The sequence below is a fragment of the Microbacterium sp. 4-7 genome (genome assembly GCF_014332665.1).
Lineage (GTDB): Bacteria > Actinomycetota > Actinomycetes > Actinomycetales > Microbacteriaceae > Microbacterium.
In genome coordinates this window covers 191,541-206,941 of sequence record NZ_MCRH01000005.1, presented here as the reverse complement: position 1 = coordinate 206,941, position 15,401 = coordinate 191,541, and the positions used below count along the sequence as shown (strand labels likewise).

The following is a 15,401-nucleotide window of genomic DNA, read 5'->3' as shown; positions in this document are numbered from 1 at the left end:
GCGTGTTACGTACGATGCGGCACCGATTGTTCACCTTGCCTGAGTATCCTCTGTGCCGACAGCCCGAGCCGACACGCTCCGGACTCAGAGGAGACCCGATCATGGCAAAGAAGACCTCAGCACAGCGCACCGCCGAAGCCGCTCTCGACGCGGCGAAGGATGCGGCGAAGGATGCGAAGAAGCTGATCAAGTCCCTGCCCAAGAAAGACGCCAAGAAGCTGAAGCCTCTCGTCGAGGACGCGAAGGACGCGGCGAAAGTCTCGAAGAAGAAGGTCGCGGATCGGCCCAAGAAGGTCGCGAAGTCGGCGACCGCGGCGACCGCGCGCCTCACCCAGGCCACCGCACGCCTGGAGGCGGAGAAGAAGGCGTCGGACAGGAAGTCCGCCGCGAAGAAGGATCAGAAGAAGGCCGACACGAAGTCCGCCGTCGAGCCGACGCCGGATGCGAAGCAGCCGGCCCCGAAGAAGGCCCCCAAGAAGGCCGAGGCGAAGAAGGCCGTGGCCAAGAAGGCCGTGGTCGCGGCTCCGACCGTCGAGCCGACGGTCACGATCACGACCCCGACGTCGGCACCCGCACTGGCACCAGCACCAGCACCGGCACCGGCACCGGCACCGGTACCAACAGAGACCTCTGCAGCGGCACCGGAGCTCAGCGCGCTGACCCTGGTCCAGCTGCGCGCCCGCGCCCGCGCCGAGGGCCGCACCGGATACTCGCGCCTGACGAAGGCCGCTCTGCTCGACCTCCTTGCGCGCTGACGTGCAGGAGGCGCTCGACCGGGGCGCCGACGCGCCTCCTCCCCGCACGCTGATCGACATCCTTCAGGAGACGACCCGGCGATATCCCGACGCCTCGGCCATCGAGGACGCGGACGGGGCGCTCAGCTACGCCGAGCTGCTCGCGCACGTCTGGCGCACGGCGGCCCTGCTGCACGAGAGAGGCGTGCGCCGCGGCGACCGCGTCGGTATCCGCATGTCGTCCGGACACCGCGAGCTGTACATCGCGATCCTCGGCACCATCGCGGCGGGCGCCGCCTATGTCCCCGTCGATGCCGACGACCCGCAGGAGCGTGCCGATCTCGTGTTCCACGAGGCCCGCATCGCGGGCACGATCACCGACGCCGGCTACATGCCGGCCGGGGCGACCGAGGCGGTCGATCTCCTCGGCGGCGAGTCGCCTCATCCGCGCACCTCCGCGATCCCGATCGTCGCGCCGCCGACGGTCGACGACGATGCCTGGATCATCTTCACCTCCGGGTCGACCGGCGTGCCCAAGGGCGTCGCGGTCTCGCACCGTTCGGCCGCGGCCTTCGTCGACGCCGAGGCACGTCTGTTCCTCCAGGCCGCACCGCTGAGTCCCGGTGATCGCGTGCTCGCAGGCCTCTCGGTCGCCTTCGACGCGTCCTGTGAGGAGATGTGGCTCGCGTGGGGCCACGGCGCCTGCCTGGTGCCCGCACCGCGAGCTCTCGTGCGCTCGGGCGAAGACCTGGGGCCCTGGCTGCTCGGCCACGGCATCACCGTCGTCTCGACGGTGCCGACGCTCGCCGCCCTCTGGCCGCAGGACGCGATCGAGAACGTGCGCCTGCTGATCTTCGGCGGGGAGGCCTGCCCGCCCGAGCTCGTCGCCCGATTGGCATCGGACGGACGTGAGGTGTGGAACACCTACGGCCCGACCGAGGCCACGGTCGTGGCCTGCGCCTCGCTGATGGGCGGTACGGGTCCCGTGCGCATCGGCCTCCCGCTCGACGGGTGGTCGCTCGCCGTGGTCGATGCTGACGGACAGCGCGTCGCCGAGGGCGAGACCGGCGAGCTGATCATCGGCGGAGTCGGTCTCGCCCGGTACCTCGACCCTGCGAAGGATGCCGAGAAGTACGCGCCCATGCCCACTCTCGGCTGGGACCGGGCCTACCGCTCCGGCGACGTCGTGCGGGTCGAGTCCGAGGGACTAATCTTCCAGGGTCGCGCCGATGACCAGGTCAAGATCGGCGGCCGCCGCATCGAGCTCGGCGAGGTCGAGGCGGCGCTGCAGGCGCTGAGCTCCGTCTCGGCGGCGACCGTGGTGGTGCAGAAGACCGAGACGGGCATGCCGATCCTCGTCGGCTATGTCGTGCCCGACGAGGGGTTCGACCGGCAGGTGGCGCGTGGTGAGCTCTCGGAGACGCTTCCCGCTCCGCTGATCCCCCTGCTCGCCGTCGTCGACGACCTGCCCGTCCGCACGTCCGGGAAGGTCGACAAAGCGGCTCTCCCCTGGCCGCTCGATTCCGGCGACGCGAACGACTCGTCCCTGTCCGGCACGGCGGCGTGGCTAGCCGAGCAGTGGTTCGCCGTGCTCGGCGTGCGCCCGGGCGACGAGGACGCCGACTTCTTCCAGCTCGGCGGCGGGTCGCTCGCGGCCGCCCAGCTGGTCTCCCGCCTGCGCACCCGGGCGCCGGAGTTCACGATGACCGACGTCTACGATCTGCCGCGGCTGCGCCAGATGTCGGATGCCGTCGACGATGAGGCCGACGACGAGGACGCCGAGGAACGCGTCTTCCGCCAGCCCGTCCCGACCCCCCGACGGATGCAGTGGGTGCAGACGATCGCGGGTCTCCCGCTGTTCGTGTTCACCGGCATCCGATGGCTGCTCTACCTGCTCGCCGCGAGCTGGCTCCTGCGGCTGTCCCCCGGATTCGAATTCCTGCCCGCTGTTCCGGTGTGGACGATCATCGTCGGCCTGCTGATCTTCGTCACCCCGGTGGGGAAGATGACGATCGCCGCCGTCGCCGCGCGTCTGCTGCTCGCCGGACTCCGCCCTGGCGACTATCCGCGCGGCGGCGGAGTGCATCTGTGTCTGTGGCTCGCGGAGCAGATCGCCCAGCAGGTCGACCCGGTCGGCCTGGCCGGTGCTCCCTGGGTCGTCTACTACGCACGAGCTCTCGGCGCCCGCATCCACAGAGATGTCGATCTGCACACCGTCCCGCCGATCACGGGCATGCTCGACATCGGCTCCGGAGCCTCCATCGAGCCCGAGGTCGACCTCACCGGCTATTGGATCGATGGCGACACCGTGCGCATCGGCGGCATCCGCATCGGCGCGGGAGCGACCATCGGAGCCCGCAGCACCCTCGCCCCCGGCACGAAGATCGGTCGCAGCGCCGAGATCGCACCCGGCTCGGCCGTGTTCGGTCGGGTCCGCGCCGGGCAGCGCTGGGCAGGATCGCCGGCGGCACGCGTCGGCGGAGTGTCGCGGCCGTTCGCGGAGGGCCGCCCGCCCAGCCGCACCCGGTGGTTGTGGGCCTACGCCGCCTCCTCCGCCGCGCTCGGCGTCCTCCCTGTCCTCTCGCTCGCCGCCGGCGCCTGGGTGCTCGCGCTGGGCATGCGCGGGTCCGACTCCCTGACAGCGGCCGTCCCGAGCATCCTGGCGCTGCTGGTTCCCGCAGTGCTGCTCGCCGGCTTCGTCTTCGCCGGTCTCGTGCTCGTCCTCGTGCGTGTGCTCGGAGCCGGTCTCGGCGAAGGCGTGTACCCGGTGCGCTCGCGCATCGCCTGGCAGGCGTGGACGACCGAGCGTCTGCTCGATTCCGCCCGTACCTTCCTCTTCCCGCTGTACTCGAGCAGTGCCACTCCCTTCTGGCTCAGGGCCCTCGGGGCCGAGGTCGGGCGCGACGTCGAGGCGTCGACCGTGCTGCTCATCCCGAAGCTCACGACCATCGCCGACGGAGCGTTCCTCGCCGACGACACCATGGTCGCGACCTACGAGCTGCAGGGCGGATGGATGCGGCTGGGCACCGCGCGCATCGGCAAGCGCGCGTTCCTCGGCAACTCCGGCATGGCCGCCGGTGGGCACAACGTGCCTCGCGACGGCCTCGTCGCCGTCCTGTCCGTCGCTCCACCCAAGGCCAAGGCGGGCTCATCGTGGCTGGGCTCGCCCGCCGCGCGACTGCGCCGTGTGGTCAACGACTCCGATCTCGAGCGCACGTATCGCCCGCGCCCGGGACTCCGCCTCGCGCGGGCTCTGTGGGAGCTGTGCCGCATCATCCCGGTGTTCGTGACCTGCGCGATCGGAGTGAGTGTGATGCTCACGCTCGCCGCGGTGGTCGAGGCCTGGGGACTCGCATGGGCCGTGCTGCTCTCGAGCGCCGTGATGCTCGCCGCAGGCGCCTTCGCCGCTCTGATCACCACCGCCGCCAAATGGCTGATCGTGGGGCCGATCCGTGCCGGTGAGCATCCGCTCTGGTCGAGCTTCGTGTGGCGCACGGAGGTGTCGGACACCTTCACGGAGATGGTGGCCGCACCCTGGTTCGCCAACGCCGCATCAGGCACTCCTGCACTCGCCATCTGGCTGCGCACCCTCGGCGCGAAGATCGGCCGAGGCGTCTGGACCGACAGCTACTGGCTGCCCGAGCCCGACCTGGTCACCCTCGGGGACGGTGCGACCGTGAACCGCGGATGTGTGGTTCAGACGCATCTGTTCCATGATCGAGTGATGAGCATCGACGCAGTGACCCTCGAGAGCGGTGCGACCCTCGGTCCGCACAGCGTGATCCTGCCCGCGGCCACGATCGGATCGGATGCCACGGTCGGGCCCGCCTCACTCGTGATGCGGGGCGAGTTCGTGCCGATCGGCAGTCGATGGAGCGGCAACCCCATCGGGCCGTGGCGTGCCGTCAAAGTGCGCTCCTACCAGGCCTCGAACGCATGACCGTCGACCCCTACACCCCGCACAGCGGCGATCGGCGCTACGGGGTGCTGCACTACGACCTGGCCATCGACTATCGCGTGACCACGAACCGCATCGCGGGCACGGCGACGATCCGACTGCAGCTGCAGGAATCGGCGAAGCACGTCTCGTTCGACCTCGTCGGGCTCAAAGTCACGAAGGTGCGGGTGGTCGGTGATCGCGCGGCGTCGTTCAGGCAGGACGACCGGCGGCTCAAAGTGGTCTTCGGGGGCGAGCGGGCGAGCGGTCAGGAGCTCACGGTCGCGGTCGAGTACTCCGGTTCTCCGTCGCCCCGGCGCACTCGATGGGGGCTCCTCGGGTGGGAAGAACTCGAAGACGGCGTGCTCGTCGCGTCGCAGCCGACCGGCGCGCCGACCTGGTTCCCCTGCAACGACCTGCCCTCGGACAAGGCGACGTATCGGTTGGAGTTCACGGCCGATCCCGAGTACACCGTGGTCAGCGGCGGCGCAGCCACGCGATCGACGCAGCGCGGTCGCACCCGATGGATCTTCGAGCAGCCGGTGCCGACCGCGACATACCTGATGACCGTGCAGATCGGCCAGTACGACGATGACCGGGTCGCTCTCGGTACGACTCCCGGGCGTCTGTTCCACCCGCGGGCGCTCGCGGGCCGCGTGCGCTCCGACTTCGCCCCGCTGCCGCACATGATGGAGACGTTCGTCGAAGCCTTCGGCACGTATCCCTACGAGTCCTACAAGGTCGTCATCACACCCGACGATCTCGAGATCCCCCTCGAAGCGCAGGGCATGGCGATCTTCGGTGCGAATCACGTGGACGGAGCCGGGGGCAGCGAGCGCCTCATCGCGCATGAGCTCGCGCACCAGTGGTTCGGCAACAGCGTCGGCGTCGCCCGCTGGCGGGACATCTGGCTGAACGAGGGATTCGCCTGCTACGCCGAGTGGCTGTGGTCGGAAGCGTCCGGCGCGTCGACCGCCCACGAGAACGCTCTGGCCCATCACGCCGCCCTCCGCGGCCTCGCCCAGGATCTGCTGCTCTCGGATCCCGGTCCGAACGACATGTTCGACGATCGCGTCTACAAGCGCGGCGCCCTCACCCTGCATGCCCTGCGACTCACGATCGGCGATGAGCGGTTCTTCGCTCTGACGCGGGAGTGGACCGCGCGGTTCGCGCGACTCGCTGTCACCAGCGACGACTTCCTCGGCCTCGTCGGCGAGGTGGCCGACGACCGGGCGCGCACCCTGGTGCGGACCTGGATCGACGAACTCCCGCTGCCCGCACTTCCTGCATCCCGGTCCTGAGACCGAGCGGGATCACCCCCGAGCGACGCTCAGCACGTACCCCGGTGGGCCGACCAGCGTCGTGACGTCGATCGTGGCGGCACGACCCGGAAGCGCTGCCGACCACACGCAGGGATCCGTGTTCGCGCGCAGTCGGAGGAGCACCTCTGACGGCTCTGTCTCGAATCCGCGACCATCCGCCTTGACCGCCGCCTCGATGCGCGTCCACCCCGCGAGATCCGGGGCGGCACCGTCAGGGAACATCGTTCGCAGCTCGTCGACCCGGCCGGCCGCAGATGCCTGCTCGACATCGACGCCGAGCGACGCCGCAGTCCCCACCGCTGCCGGAGCCACTGCGACGACGACGAGACCCTCCGCATGACTCACGCTGAGCAAGACGCCGTCGGCGCGCGGCGGACCGTGGTCCGCCCCGCACCTGGCACAGCGGCTCGAGATGACGATGTCGTGAGTCCCGGTGATCCTGCGTACGAGGGCGCGCATCAGTGCCCTGCCGGCGAGGAACGCCTGGGCACGGCAGCCGCTCAGCTCGCGGAGGCGTTCCCGCTGACCCATCGCCGCGGCATCGGCTTCAGTGACACCGTGCGGCTGCGAGGGCGATGCCCAGGCGATCGTGATGTCACGCCAAGTGGTCTCGCCTGCGATTCCCCCTGCGCTCATCACACCGAGAACCGCCGATCAGAGGTTCAGAGTTCGAAGTCGACGGCCACACGGGAGGCGACGACCGAGCGCACATACGCCACGACCTCTTCGTGCGCCGGGTGCACCTGATACTCCTCGAGCGCAGCGATCGAATCGACGTCCGCGACGAGGGTGACGTCCCAGTTCGCGTCGGGATAAGCGACGTTCGCGCCCGCGGTGATCGAGCGCAGCTGCGGCACGACGCCGTCGAGAGCGTTCAGACGACGGGCGACCTCGGCGGCCTGCTCGGCGCGTGTCGCCGCATCGTCGGCTGCGAGCTTCCAGGTGACGACGTGACGGATCATCGGGCTTCCTTCTCGAGTGCGTCCTGCTGCACGGCTGATTCGAGCGCGTCGCGCAGTCGGTCGGCGGACAGACGCCAGTGCGCGTGCAGGTCGCCGTCGATCAGGACGACGGGGATCTTCTCCCACCACAGCTCGTAGAGCACAGGATCGTCGGCGATCGAGGCCTCCACGATCTCGATGCGCTCGGCTGCCGCGTCAGGCAGGTCGGCGACGACGGCGTCGATGATCTCGGACGCGACATCGCAGAGATGGCAGTCCGGCTTGCCGATGAGGGTCAGCGTGGTCACGCCGACGGCACCTCGATATCGCGGCCCTGCGCGATCCACTCGCCCGTTCCGCCCTCGACGTTGGTGGCGTCGTATCCGCGGGACTCGAGCGCTTCGACGACGCGCGCCGACCGCCCACCCGCTTGGCAGATGACGTCGAACGACTCTGCGGGCAACTCTTCGAGCCGGTTGCCGATCTCGGACATCGGGATGTTGACTGCCCCGGGTACGTGACCGGCGGCGAACTCATCCACCTCTCGGACATCGATGAGCGGGGTGTTCGACCGCTCGGCGAGTTCGGTGACGGTGATCGACTTCATGGCATGCTCCTGCGACGAGTGGGAAACCGGGGGCAGAGACACAAAGCGCCCGTCCGGAGACAGGCGCTCGTGTCTGGTCGCTTACTTCTTGTTGCGACGCTGGTGGCGAGTCTTACGAAGCAGCTTGCGGTGCTTCTTCTTCGCCATGCGCTTGCGGCGCTTCTTGATGACAGAACCCACGGAAACCTCACTAAGTCAGTGGCTGGGTGTCGTCGGTGACGGACACCCGGGTACGGGCACGGAAAAATGCCTCGGATCAGTCTAGCAAACCGTGGAGCTTCTGCTGCACGCGCTCACGAGACGACGCCGAGGACGTCAGCCGACGTCGGCTATCGGTCGCTGCAGGGCCTCGGCGACCGCGGATTCCGGAACACGGAAACTGCGACCGAAGCGGATGGCTGGCAGCTCCCCAGCGTGCACCATCCGATAGACCGTCATCTTAGACACGCGCATGAGTTCGGCGACCTCGGCCACCGTAAGGAACCGGACATCTGGAACCTCGGGCATCCCACGTACCCCTTTCTGGATTGTGTGCACACTCTATGGGCAAGGTGGGACACGTGTAAACCCATGTGGCCTGTGTGATCAGTGTGCATCCCCGACGGTCGCGAAGGCGCGCACGGGAAAGGTCCCGAATCCGCGCACGGCCAGCGGAACGGGCGAGGTCACAGCGGAGACATAGGACGTATGCCGGAACCGTTCAGACTGCCCTGCGAGGCTGACCACACGACTCACGATGGCACCATCCGAGTCACGCGGGCTGGGGCCCGCGGCCTCGCCCCTGACGACACGCCCCCCGATCGTCAGGGGCGATGTGTGTCTCCGGCCGCGATCAGCCGCCGAGGCGCTTGAGAGCCGTCGCGACCACGTGCTTGGCCGATGCCGCGGCACGGCCGACGACCTCGGCCGCGTGTGCGGCTCCGTCGGGCAGCGGCAGTCCGGGGTAGTCGATGTCGGGTGCGTCGTCGCCGTAGGCATCCATGAGGAAGGGCACGAGCCAGTCGTCGACGGCCTCGAGCGGCTCGACGGCCAAGCTGTAGAAACGACGCTGCCCGTCTTCGCGGACGCTGACCAGCTCGGCCTCGCGCAGGACCTTCAGATGCTTCGAGACGGTCGGCTGGCTGATGCCGAGGTCGGCGACGATCTGGCTCACGCTCGTTCCGGCATCCCCTTCGGCGGTGCGTCGCAGGAGAAGCTGGAGAATGTCTCGCCTCGTACCGTCTGCGATCACGTCGAAGATGTCCGTCATGTGATCAGGGTAGTCGTCCCCGGCACGGAGTACCATGACGAAGGCTCGGCGAGACCTCCTCGGCGTGCGGGCGTGTGGCGCCGATCAGAAAGGCGGACGATGTCGAGCATCGGATCGATGCCCTCTGCCCCGATGGCACTGCGCGGTATCGGGCGTTTCCTCCGGCATATGATCACCTCGTCCCCCTCGAGATTCGCGATCGTCATCTTCGCGACGCTCATCCTGGTCTTCACCACTCTGCTCTCGTTGCCGATCGCCTCGGCCTCCGGAACCGTGACGCCGCTCAGCGACGCCCTGTTCACCGCGGTCTCCACGATCTGCGTCACCGGCCTCGTCACCGTCGACATGGCCTCGCACTGGTCGCCGTTCGGCAATGTCGTCATCTTCGTCGGCGTCAACATCGGAGGCATGGGTGTGCTCACCCTCGCATCGCTGATGGGAATGGTGGTCTCTCGTAAGCTCGGGCTGCGCGCGAAACTCCTCGCCGCGGGAGACACCAATCCCCTGCGGGCCCACGGCGGTGTGGTCAACGAGAGCCAGACCGTGCGGCTGGGAGAGGTCGGCCAGCTGCTGCGCACCGTCGCGCTGTCCACCCTCGTCATCGAGGGAGTCGTCGCACTGCTGCTGTACCCGGGTCTGGTGATGGCGAAGATCGATCCTCTCGTCGCACTGTGGGAGGCGCCGTACTACGCAGCAATGTCGTTCACCAACACGGGATTCTCACCCAACCCCGGCGGGGTCGGCGTCTTCGCTGACGACTACTTCGTGCTGACGGTGCTCATGATCAGCGTCTTCCTCGGGAGCATCGGATTCCCGGTGATCTACACGCTCGCCAAGCACGTCTGGCACGTGAAGAAGTGGTCGCTGCACACGAAGCTCACGCTGATCACCACGTCGCTTCTCATCCTTCTGGGTGCGATCGTCTTCCTCGTCCTCGAGTACGAGAACCCGCGCACTTTCGGTTCGATGGATGCTGTGGACACGACGTTCCAGGCGTTCTTCCTGTCGATCATGACTCGTTCCGGCGGTTTCTCGGTGGTCGACGTCGGAGGGTTGAACGGGTCATCGCTGGTCGCAGGCTCCATGCTCATGTTCGTCGGCGGCGGATCGGCATCCACAGCAGGAGGAATCAAGGTCACCACGCTCGCGGTGCTCGCGATCGCGGTGTGGTCCGAGGCCAAGGGACGACAGTCCGTCGAGGCGTTCGGCCGGCGCATCCCCAGCGATGTGCAGCGGGTGGCACTCAGCGTCGTCGCGTGGGGTGCCACGATCGTCGCCCTGTCGACGATCATCATCGCCCAGATCACCAAGGCCGACATCAGCCACGTCCTCTTCGACGTGATCTCGGCCTTCGGCACGGTCGGTCTGTCTACGGGCCTGACGGAATCGCTTCCGGATTCCGCGACCTATGTCATGGCCGCGACCATCTTCATGGGGCGCATTGGTACAGTGACTCTCGCCGCGGCCGTCGCCGCGACGTCGCGAACGCAGTACTACTCGCTGCCCGTGGAAAGGCCGATCGTTGGTTGAAGTACTCCGGAGCGATGCTCCCGTCCTCGTCATCGGCCTCGGCCGGTTCGGTGCCGCGTGTGCCGGCGAGCTCGATCGCCTCGACCGCGAAGTGCTGGCAATCGACGCGAACCTCGAGCTCGTGCAGAAGTGGTCGGATCGCGTCACGCACACCGTGCAGTCGGATGCGAAGAACATCGACGCCCTGCGGCAGATCGGCGCTCAGGACTTCCAGGTCGCCGTCGTCGCCGTCGGCTCGTCGATCGAGGCGTCGGTGCTGATCACCGCGAACCTCGTCGATCTCAAGGTGCCGCAGATCTGGGCGAAGGCCGTCTCACAGTCGCACGGCAAGATCCTCGCCCGCGTCGGCGCCAACCACGTCATCTACCCCGAGCGAGAAGCCGGTGAGCGCGTCGCGCACCTCGTCTCCGGCCGGATGCTCGACTTCATCCGCTTCGACGACGACTTCGTGCTGGCCAAGATGTACCCGCCGAAGTTCATCCGCGGCGTGGGTCTGAACGAATCCGGCGTGCGCAGCAAGTACAAGGTCACCGTCGTCGGCGTGAAGAGCCCGGGCAAGCCGTTCCGCTACGCCGAGGCGAACACTATCGTGACAAACCACGATCTGATCATCGTCTCGGGCACCAACAGCGACATCGAGCGCTTCGCCGCCCTCGACCGCTGACCGGCATCCGCGCGACGGACGTCAGGCGTCGATGTCGAGCGCGATCTCGACGAGGTCGTCGACGCCGACGCTCTCACGGTCTTGCAGGGCCTTCTTGATCGGCACGATGTAGCCGCCGTCCTTGGGCCAGAGGGCGGTGGTCACCGTCGTGTCGCCGATCGTGACGGATGCGGGGATCATCCCCCATCCGTAGGTGACGACGCTCGCGACCTCACCGATCATCTCGCTCTCCGCCGGCGGCACGGTGACGAAATGGAACGGCGCGGGACCGCGCCAGAACCAGATCTCCCCGGAGAACCGCAGCTGCATGTCAGGCTCCGGCCGCGAGTTCCTTCGCGCGTGCGAGCGCGGCAGCGGCGGCATCCGCGAAGGTGCGATCGAGGTGCGCGTCCTGCAGCACCGCCACGGCCTTCTCGGTGGTGCCCTTGGGGCTCGTGACCCTGCGGCGGAGCTCGGACGGCTCCTCACCCGACGCATCGAGCAGCGCAGTGGCGCCGATGAAGGTCTGCTCCACCATGACCCGCGCGTCGCTCTCGCTGAAGCCCATTCCGACGGCTGCCTTGGTCAGCTCCTCGATGAGCAGGTAGACGTAGGCGGGGCCGGAACCCGAGATCGTCGAGAATGCGTCGATCTGCGATTCGGGAACCTCGACGACCGCGCCCACGGTGGCGAAGAGGCGGTGCACGAGGGCGAGATCGTCGTCGGATGCCGCTGCCCCCGCGGCCAGACCGGTGACTCCCTTGCCAACTGTCGAGGGCGTGTTCGGCATCGATCGGATGACCCGCACGTCGGCGCCGAGGTTGTCGGCGAAGGTCTGGAGCGTGACTCCCGCAGCGAGGCTCACGACGATCGCGTCGTCGGCCAGATGCGAGGCGATCTCGCGCAGCAGATCGGGCACCATCGCGGGCTTCACCCCGACGAGGACGATGCGAGCCTTCGCGACCGCATCCGCGTTGCCGTCGGTGGTCTCGGACAGGGCGATGCTCCTGACCCCGTCGAGGTCGGCGAGGGCCGCCGCCTTCTCGGGCGTGCGGTTCGTCGCGGTGATTCCCCCGTCGACCTGGATGCCGGATGCGACCACCCCTCGGAGGATCGCGCCGCCCATCGATCCGGCACCGAGGAACGCGAGAGAGGGAAGCGAGTCAGCCATGTCGCCATCCTACGGCGGGCGCACCGGGCGACCACGGACGAGCCGATCTAGACTCGACGCATGAGTGCATCCGGCGGCGGCAAGGCCATTCTCGCGGCGTTCCTGGCGAACCTGGGCATAGCCCTGGCGAAGTTCCTCGCGTGGGCGCTGTCGGGATCCGCATCGATGCTCGCCGAGGCGATCCACTCGGTCGCCGACTCCGGCAACCAGCTGCTGCTCATGCTGGGCGGACGCAAGGCGAAGCGCGAGGCGGACAGGGCGCACCCCTTCGGCTACGGGCGGGAACGGTACGTCTACGCGTTCGTGGTGTCGATCATCCTGTTCTCCGTCGGAGGTCTGTTCGCGATCTACGAGGCGATCGACAAGCTCACGCACCCGCATGAACTCGACAAGACGTGGTGGTGGCTGCCGATCGTCGTGCTGGTGGTCGCGATCGGCCTCGAGTCGTTCTCGCTGCGCACCGCCGTCAGAGAGAGCAATCTCGTCCGTGACACGGGCCAGTCCTGGGTGTCGTTCGTGCGCCGCGCGAAGGCGCCGGAGCTCCCCGTCGTGCTCCTCGAGGACGTCGGGGCACTCACCGGTCTCACGTTCGCACTGCTCGGCGTCGGGCTCACCGTGATCACCGGAAACCCGCTGTTCGACGCACTCGGCACATTGATGATCGGCATCCTGCTCGTACTCATCGCGATCGTGCTCGGCGTCGAGACGAAGAGCCTCCTCGTGGGCGAGGGCGCCACGCAGGCCGATCACGATCGCATCGTCGACGCGATCAACGCGGGCGACGAGATCGAGAAGATCATCCACATGAAGACCCTCTACCTGGGCCCGGACGAGCTCATGGTCGCGGCGAAGATCGCACTCAACGCGAACAAGCCGCTGCGCGAGGCAGCTGTCGACATCGATGCGATCGAGGCCCGCATCCGCGAGGCTCTTCCGATCGCACGCGTGATCTACATCGAGCCCGACGTGTACCGGCCGTCGCTCGACCCCGAGCCGTCGACCGACGTCTTCGTGCTCAAGTCCTCCGACTGATCGCGCGCGGGGTGCCGTAGCCGTCAGCGCCGCTGCTCGAAGAAGCTCCGCAGCAGGGCCGTGGCGGCATCCGCTTCGACCCCGCCGACGACCTCGGCGCGGTACGGCAGCCGACGGTCGCGCAGCACGTCGTACATGGAGCCGGCGGCCCCCGCCTTGTCGTCCCACGCGCCGAAGACGACGCGGCCGATCCGCGCCTGCAGGATCGCCCCCGCGCACATGATGCAGGGCTCGAGGGTCACGACGAGGGTGTGGCCGTCGAGATTCCACGAGCCGACGGACGCTGCGGCCGACCGCAGCGCCGCGATCTCGGCGTGCCCCGTGGGGTCGTGGGTCGCCTCACGATGATTGCGTCCTTCGGCGATGATCCGGCCCTCTGCGTCGAGCACCACCGCGCCGACCGGGATCTCCGAGGCCGCCGACGCCTCGGCCGCGAGCTCGAGCGCGCGTCGCATCGCGCGGGCGTCGGAGGCGGTCATGCGTCGAGCCTACGACAGCCGCTCGGGCAGCCGACGGCATCCGATGTCGTACCGGAGCCCCCGGCGCATTAGCCTGTATCCATGCGTGTCCACGTCGCCGACCACCCTCTCGTCACTCACAAGCTCTCGGTGCTGCGCGACCATCGCACCCCGTCGCCCGTCTTCCGGCAGCTGACCGAAGAACTCGTGACGCTTCTCGCGTATGAGGCGACCCGCAACGTGAAGGTCAGTCCGGTCGAGATCACCACTCCCGTGACGACGACGATGGGCGTGAAGATCTCGGAGCCCCGTCCGATCGTCGTGCCGATCCTGCGCGCCGGCCTCGGCATGCTCGAGGGCCTGGTGAAGCTGCTGCCGACGGCAGAGGTCGGGTTCCTGGGCATGGTCCGCGACGAGGAGACCTTCGAGCCGACCACCTACGCCGAGCGCCTTCCCGACGACCTGAGCGATCGTCAGTGCTTCGCGATCGATCCGATGCTCGCGACCGGCGGCTCGCTGGCTGCCGCCATCCAGTTCCTCTTCGACCGCGGGGCCAAGGACGTCACGGCGATCTGCCTGCTCGGCACTCCCGAAGGCCTCGCCGCCATCGAGGCGCTCGTCGGAGACCGCGACGTGACGATCGTGCTCGGGGCCCTGGATGAGCGCCTCAATGAGAAGGGCTACATCGTGCCCGGACTCGGCGACGCCGGCGATCGGCTCTACGGCACCGTCTGACGGATCTCCGGCTCGCGCGGTTCGTCCTCGAGAAGGGGCACGCCGAAGCTCGCCACGACGTCTCGCACCTCGCCGAGGTACTGCTGAGCCTGTTCGGTGAGCGGTATGGCCGTGCGTCCGATCCAGCCGATCTCGATGCGCTCGTCGACGTCGAGGGGCACGGCGACGATCTCGGGATCGAGATCGTCGCTGATGATGCCGGTCGAGATCGTGTATCCGTCGAGACCGATCATCAGGTTGAAGATCGTCGCTCGATCGGAGACCCGGATCTCCCGCGCACTCGAGAGGGTCGAGAGGATCTCCTCCGCGAAGTAGAACGAGTTGTTCGCGCCCTGGTCGAAGGTGAGACGCGGAAGGCCGACGAGATCGTCGAGGGTCGCACGGTCTCGCGACGCGAGTGCGTTCCGCCGTGAGACGAAGATGTGCGGCTCGGCGATGAAGAGCGGATGGAATGCGAGACCCGAGTCCCGCAGGAGCTTGTCGATGACGTTGCGGTTGAAGTCGTTGCGGAAGAGGATGCCGAGTTCGCTGCGGAGCGTCCGCACATCCTCGATGATGTCCCACGTGCGGGTCTCGCGGAGCGAGAACTCGTATTCGGCGGCGCTCGAGCGCTTGACCATCCGCACGAATGCGTCGACGGCGAAGGAGTAGTGCTGAGTGGAGACCCCGAGGAGTCGGCGCGACGGTGGCCGCCCGAGGTAGCGCTGCTCGAGAAGCTCGGCCTGCTCGACGATCTGTCTCGCATACCCGAGGAACTCCGTGCCGTCGCTCGTGAGCGTCACCCCTCGCGCCGACCGGGTGAGCAGATCGCGTCCGACTCGACTCTCGAGGTCTTTCATCGCCGCGGACATCGTGGGCTGCGCGACATAGAGCACGTCGGCCGCCGCGGTGATGGACCCCTCCGCCGCGACCTCGATGAAGTACTGGAGCTGTTGCAGTGTGATCCCGCTCGATCGCCTAGGCATAGGAGAAGGCTATATCACCGCATAGCGGAGCCGAATTACCCGATAGCTCTGGCATCGCTGCACTATGAGATCACCGC

At 68.0% G+C, this 15,401-nt stretch carries 18 protein-coding genes; 7 read left to right on the top strand and 11 right to left on the bottom strand.

Translation table 11 applies throughout. From position 1 onward, the window contains the following. Positions 1–101: 101 nt before the first annotated feature. From BEP68_RS11045 to BEP68_RS11035, 3 genes are read left to right on the top strand one after another with little or no spacing between them, the layout of a single operon-like run. Positions 102–755 (top strand): hypothetical protein, encoded by a 654-nt coding sequence (locus BEP68_RS11045; RefSeq protein ID WP_187249992.1) that lies wholly within the window; start codon positions 102–104, stop codon positions 753–755. Continuing rightward, on the top strand, positions 745–4,674 hold the full coding sequence (locus BEP68_RS11040) for a Pls/PosA family non-ribosomal peptide synthetase (RefSeq protein WP_187249991.1): 3,930 nt from the start codon (positions 745–747) through the stop codon (positions 4,672–4,674). Before BEP68_RS11045 ends, BEP68_RS11040 begins: the two co-directional genes overlap by 11 nt. Then, positions 4,671–5,972 carry a M1 family metallopeptidase gene (locus BEP68_RS11035; protein WP_187249990.1) on the top strand — a complete coding sequence of 434 codons (1,302 nt, stop codon included), beginning with the start codon at positions 4,671–4,673 and terminating at the stop codon, positions 5,970–5,972. The genes BEP68_RS11040 and BEP68_RS11035 overlap by 4 nt, the downstream gene beginning before the upstream one ends. Before the next feature lie 12 nt (positions 5,973–5,984). Here the strand turns inward: BEP68_RS11035 and BEP68_RS11030 are convergent, their stop codons facing one another. The 7 genes from BEP68_RS11030 to BEP68_RS11000 form a co-directional block, all read right to left on the bottom strand. Beyond that, positions 5,985–6,629 (bottom strand): hypothetical protein, encoded by a 645-nt coding sequence (locus BEP68_RS11030; RefSeq protein ID WP_187249989.1) that lies wholly within the window; start codon positions 6,627–6,629, stop codon positions 5,985–5,987. Positions 6,630–6,655: 26 nt separating this feature from the next. After that, complete coding sequence (locus BEP68_RS11025) at positions 6,656–6,955, bottom strand: Dabb family protein (RefSeq protein WP_053098852.1); 300 nt, start codon at positions 6,953–6,955, stop codon at positions 6,656–6,658. Then, complete coding sequence (locus BEP68_RS11020) at positions 6,952–7,242, bottom strand: glutaredoxin family protein (protein ID WP_053098851.1); 291 nt, start codon at positions 7,240–7,242, stop codon at positions 6,952–6,954. Before BEP68_RS11020 ends, BEP68_RS11025 begins: the two co-directional genes overlap by 4 nt. Beyond that, positions 7,239–7,541 (bottom strand): rhodanese-like domain-containing protein, encoded by a 303-nt coding sequence (locus BEP68_RS11015; RefSeq protein ID WP_053098850.1) that lies wholly within the window; start codon positions 7,539–7,541, stop codon positions 7,239–7,241. The genes BEP68_RS11020 and BEP68_RS11015 overlap by 4 nt, the downstream gene beginning before the upstream one ends. Positions 7,542–7,622: 81 nt before the next feature. Next, positions 7,623–7,721 carry a 30S ribosomal protein bS22 gene (locus BEP68_RS11010; RefSeq protein WP_003792170.1) on the bottom strand — a complete coding sequence of 33 codons (99 nt, stop codon included), beginning with the start codon at positions 7,719–7,721 and terminating at the stop codon, positions 7,623–7,625. Between the two features lie 135 nt (positions 7,722–7,856). Next, positions 7,857–8,048 (bottom strand): helix-turn-helix domain-containing protein, encoded by a 192-nt coding sequence (locus tag BEP68_RS11005; RefSeq protein WP_053098849.1) that lies wholly within the window; start codon positions 8,046–8,048, stop codon positions 7,857–7,859. A 325-nt stretch (positions 8,049–8,373) separates the two neighbouring features. Next, positions 8,374–8,790, bottom strand: coding sequence for an ArsR/SmtB family transcription factor (locus BEP68_RS11000; protein WP_056277731.1), 417 nt, complete (start codon positions 8,788–8,790; stop codon positions 8,374–8,376). A gap of 132 nt (positions 8,791–8,922) precedes the next feature. On the opposite strand from BEP68_RS11000, the gene BEP68_RS10995 reads away from it, so the two are divergent. After that, positions 8,923–10,320 carry a TrkH family potassium uptake protein gene (locus BEP68_RS10995; protein ID WP_261987838.1) on the top strand — a complete coding sequence of 466 codons (1,398 nt, stop codon included), beginning with the start codon at positions 8,923–8,925 and terminating at the stop codon, positions 10,318–10,320. Continuing rightward, positions 10,313–10,984, top strand: coding sequence for a potassium channel family protein (locus tag BEP68_RS10990; protein ID WP_140036265.1), 672 nt, complete (start codon positions 10,313–10,315; stop codon positions 10,982–10,984). The genes BEP68_RS10995 and BEP68_RS10990 overlap by 8 nt, the downstream gene beginning before the upstream one ends. Before the next feature lie 21 nt (positions 10,985–11,005). Here the strand turns inward: BEP68_RS10990 and BEP68_RS10985 are convergent, their stop codons facing one another. Together BEP68_RS10985 and proC are read right to left on the bottom strand one after the other, a co-directional pair. After that, positions 11,006–11,293, bottom strand: a complete 288-nt coding sequence (locus tag BEP68_RS10985) for a DUF1905 domain-containing protein (protein WP_187249987.1) — start codon at positions 11,291–11,293, stop codon at positions 11,006–11,008. Between the two features lies 1 nt (position 11,294). Beyond that, positions 11,295–12,134 (bottom strand): pyrroline-5-carboxylate reductase, encoded by an 840-nt coding sequence (gene proC, locus BEP68_RS10980; protein ID WP_187249986.1) that lies wholly within the window; start codon positions 12,132–12,134, stop codon positions 11,295–11,297. 60 nt (positions 12,135–12,194) lie between these two features. On the opposite strand from proC, the gene BEP68_RS10975 reads away from it, so the two are divergent. Continuing rightward, positions 12,195–13,166 (top strand): cation diffusion facilitator family transporter, encoded by a 972-nt coding sequence (locus BEP68_RS10975; RefSeq protein ID WP_072590790.1) that lies wholly within the window; start codon positions 12,195–12,197, stop codon positions 13,164–13,166. Between the two features lie 23 nt (positions 13,167–13,189). Here BEP68_RS10975 and tadA read toward each other — a convergent pair whose 3' ends face one another. Further along, a complete protein-coding gene (gene tadA / locus BEP68_RS10970; protein WP_056277087.1) occupies positions 13,190–13,645 on the bottom strand; it encodes a tRNA adenosine(34) deaminase TadA in 456 nt (151 codons plus the stop codon). Between the two features lie 81 nt (positions 13,646–13,726). Between tadA and upp the strand changes: the two genes are divergently transcribed. Then, positions 13,727–14,359: a uracil phosphoribosyltransferase gene (upp, locus tag BEP68_RS10965; protein WP_042538962.1), complete on the top strand. Its 633-nt coding sequence runs from the start codon at positions 13,727–13,729 to the stop codon at positions 14,357–14,359. Here upp and BEP68_RS10960 read toward each other — a convergent pair. Further along, entirely contained in the window at positions 14,344–15,324 is a 981-nt protein-coding gene (locus BEP68_RS10960; RefSeq protein ID WP_056277084.1) for a LysR family transcriptional regulator, read from the bottom strand. The two genes, upp and BEP68_RS10960, sit on opposite strands and share 16 nt — an antisense overlap. Positions 15,325–15,401: the final 77 nt, after the last annotated feature.

Coding starts and splice junctions, on each gene's coding strand:
- BEP68_RS11030 (WP_187249989.1), bottom strand. CDS start 6,629: ATGAGCGCAGGGGGAATCGCAGGCGAGACCACTTGGCGTGACATCACG.
- BEP68_RS10960 (WP_056277084.1), bottom strand. CDS start 15,324: ATGCCTAGGCGATCGAGCGGGATCACACTGCAACAGCTCCAGTACTTC.
- BEP68_RS11035 (WP_187249990.1), top strand. CDS start 4,671: ATGACCGTCGACCCCTACACCCCGCACAGCGGCGATCGGCGCTACGGG.
- BEP68_RS10995 (WP_261987838.1), top strand. CDS start 8,923: ATGGCACTGCGCGGTATCGGGCGTTTCCTCCGGCATATGATCACCTCG.
- BEP68_RS11015 (WP_053098850.1), bottom strand. CDS start 7,541: ATGAAGTCGATCACCGTCACCGAACTCGCCGAGCGGTCGAACACCCCG.
- BEP68_RS11000 (WP_056277731.1), bottom strand. CDS start 8,790: ATGACGGACATCTTCGACGTGATCGCAGACGGTACGAGGCGAGACATT.
- BEP68_RS11025 (WP_053098852.1), bottom strand. CDS start 6,955: ATGATCCGTCACGTCGTCACCTGGAAGCTCGCAGCCGACGATGCGGCG.
- upp (WP_042538962.1), top strand. CDS start 13,727: ATGCGTGTCCACGTCGCCGACCACCCTCTCGTCACTCACAAGCTCTCG.
- proC (WP_187249986.1), bottom strand. CDS start 12,134: ATGGCTGACTCGCTTCCCTCTCTCGCGTTCCTCGGTGCCGGATCGATG.
- BEP68_RS11045 (WP_187249992.1), top strand. CDS start 102: ATGGCAAAGAAGACCTCAGCACAGCGCACCGCCGAAGCCGCTCTCGAC.
- BEP68_RS10985 (WP_187249987.1), bottom strand. CDS start 11,293: ATGCAGCTGCGGTTCTCCGGGGAGATCTGGTTCTGGCGCGGTCCCGCG.
- BEP68_RS10975 (WP_072590790.1), top strand. CDS start 12,195: ATGAGTGCATCCGGCGGCGGCAAGGCCATTCTCGCGGCGTTCCTGGCG.
- tadA (WP_056277087.1), bottom strand. CDS start 13,645: ATGACCGCCTCCGACGCCCGCGCGATGCGACGCGCGCTCGAGCTCGCG.
- BEP68_RS11005 (WP_053098849.1), bottom strand. CDS start 8,048: ATGCCCGAGGTTCCAGATGTCCGGTTCCTTACGGTGGCCGAGGTCGCC.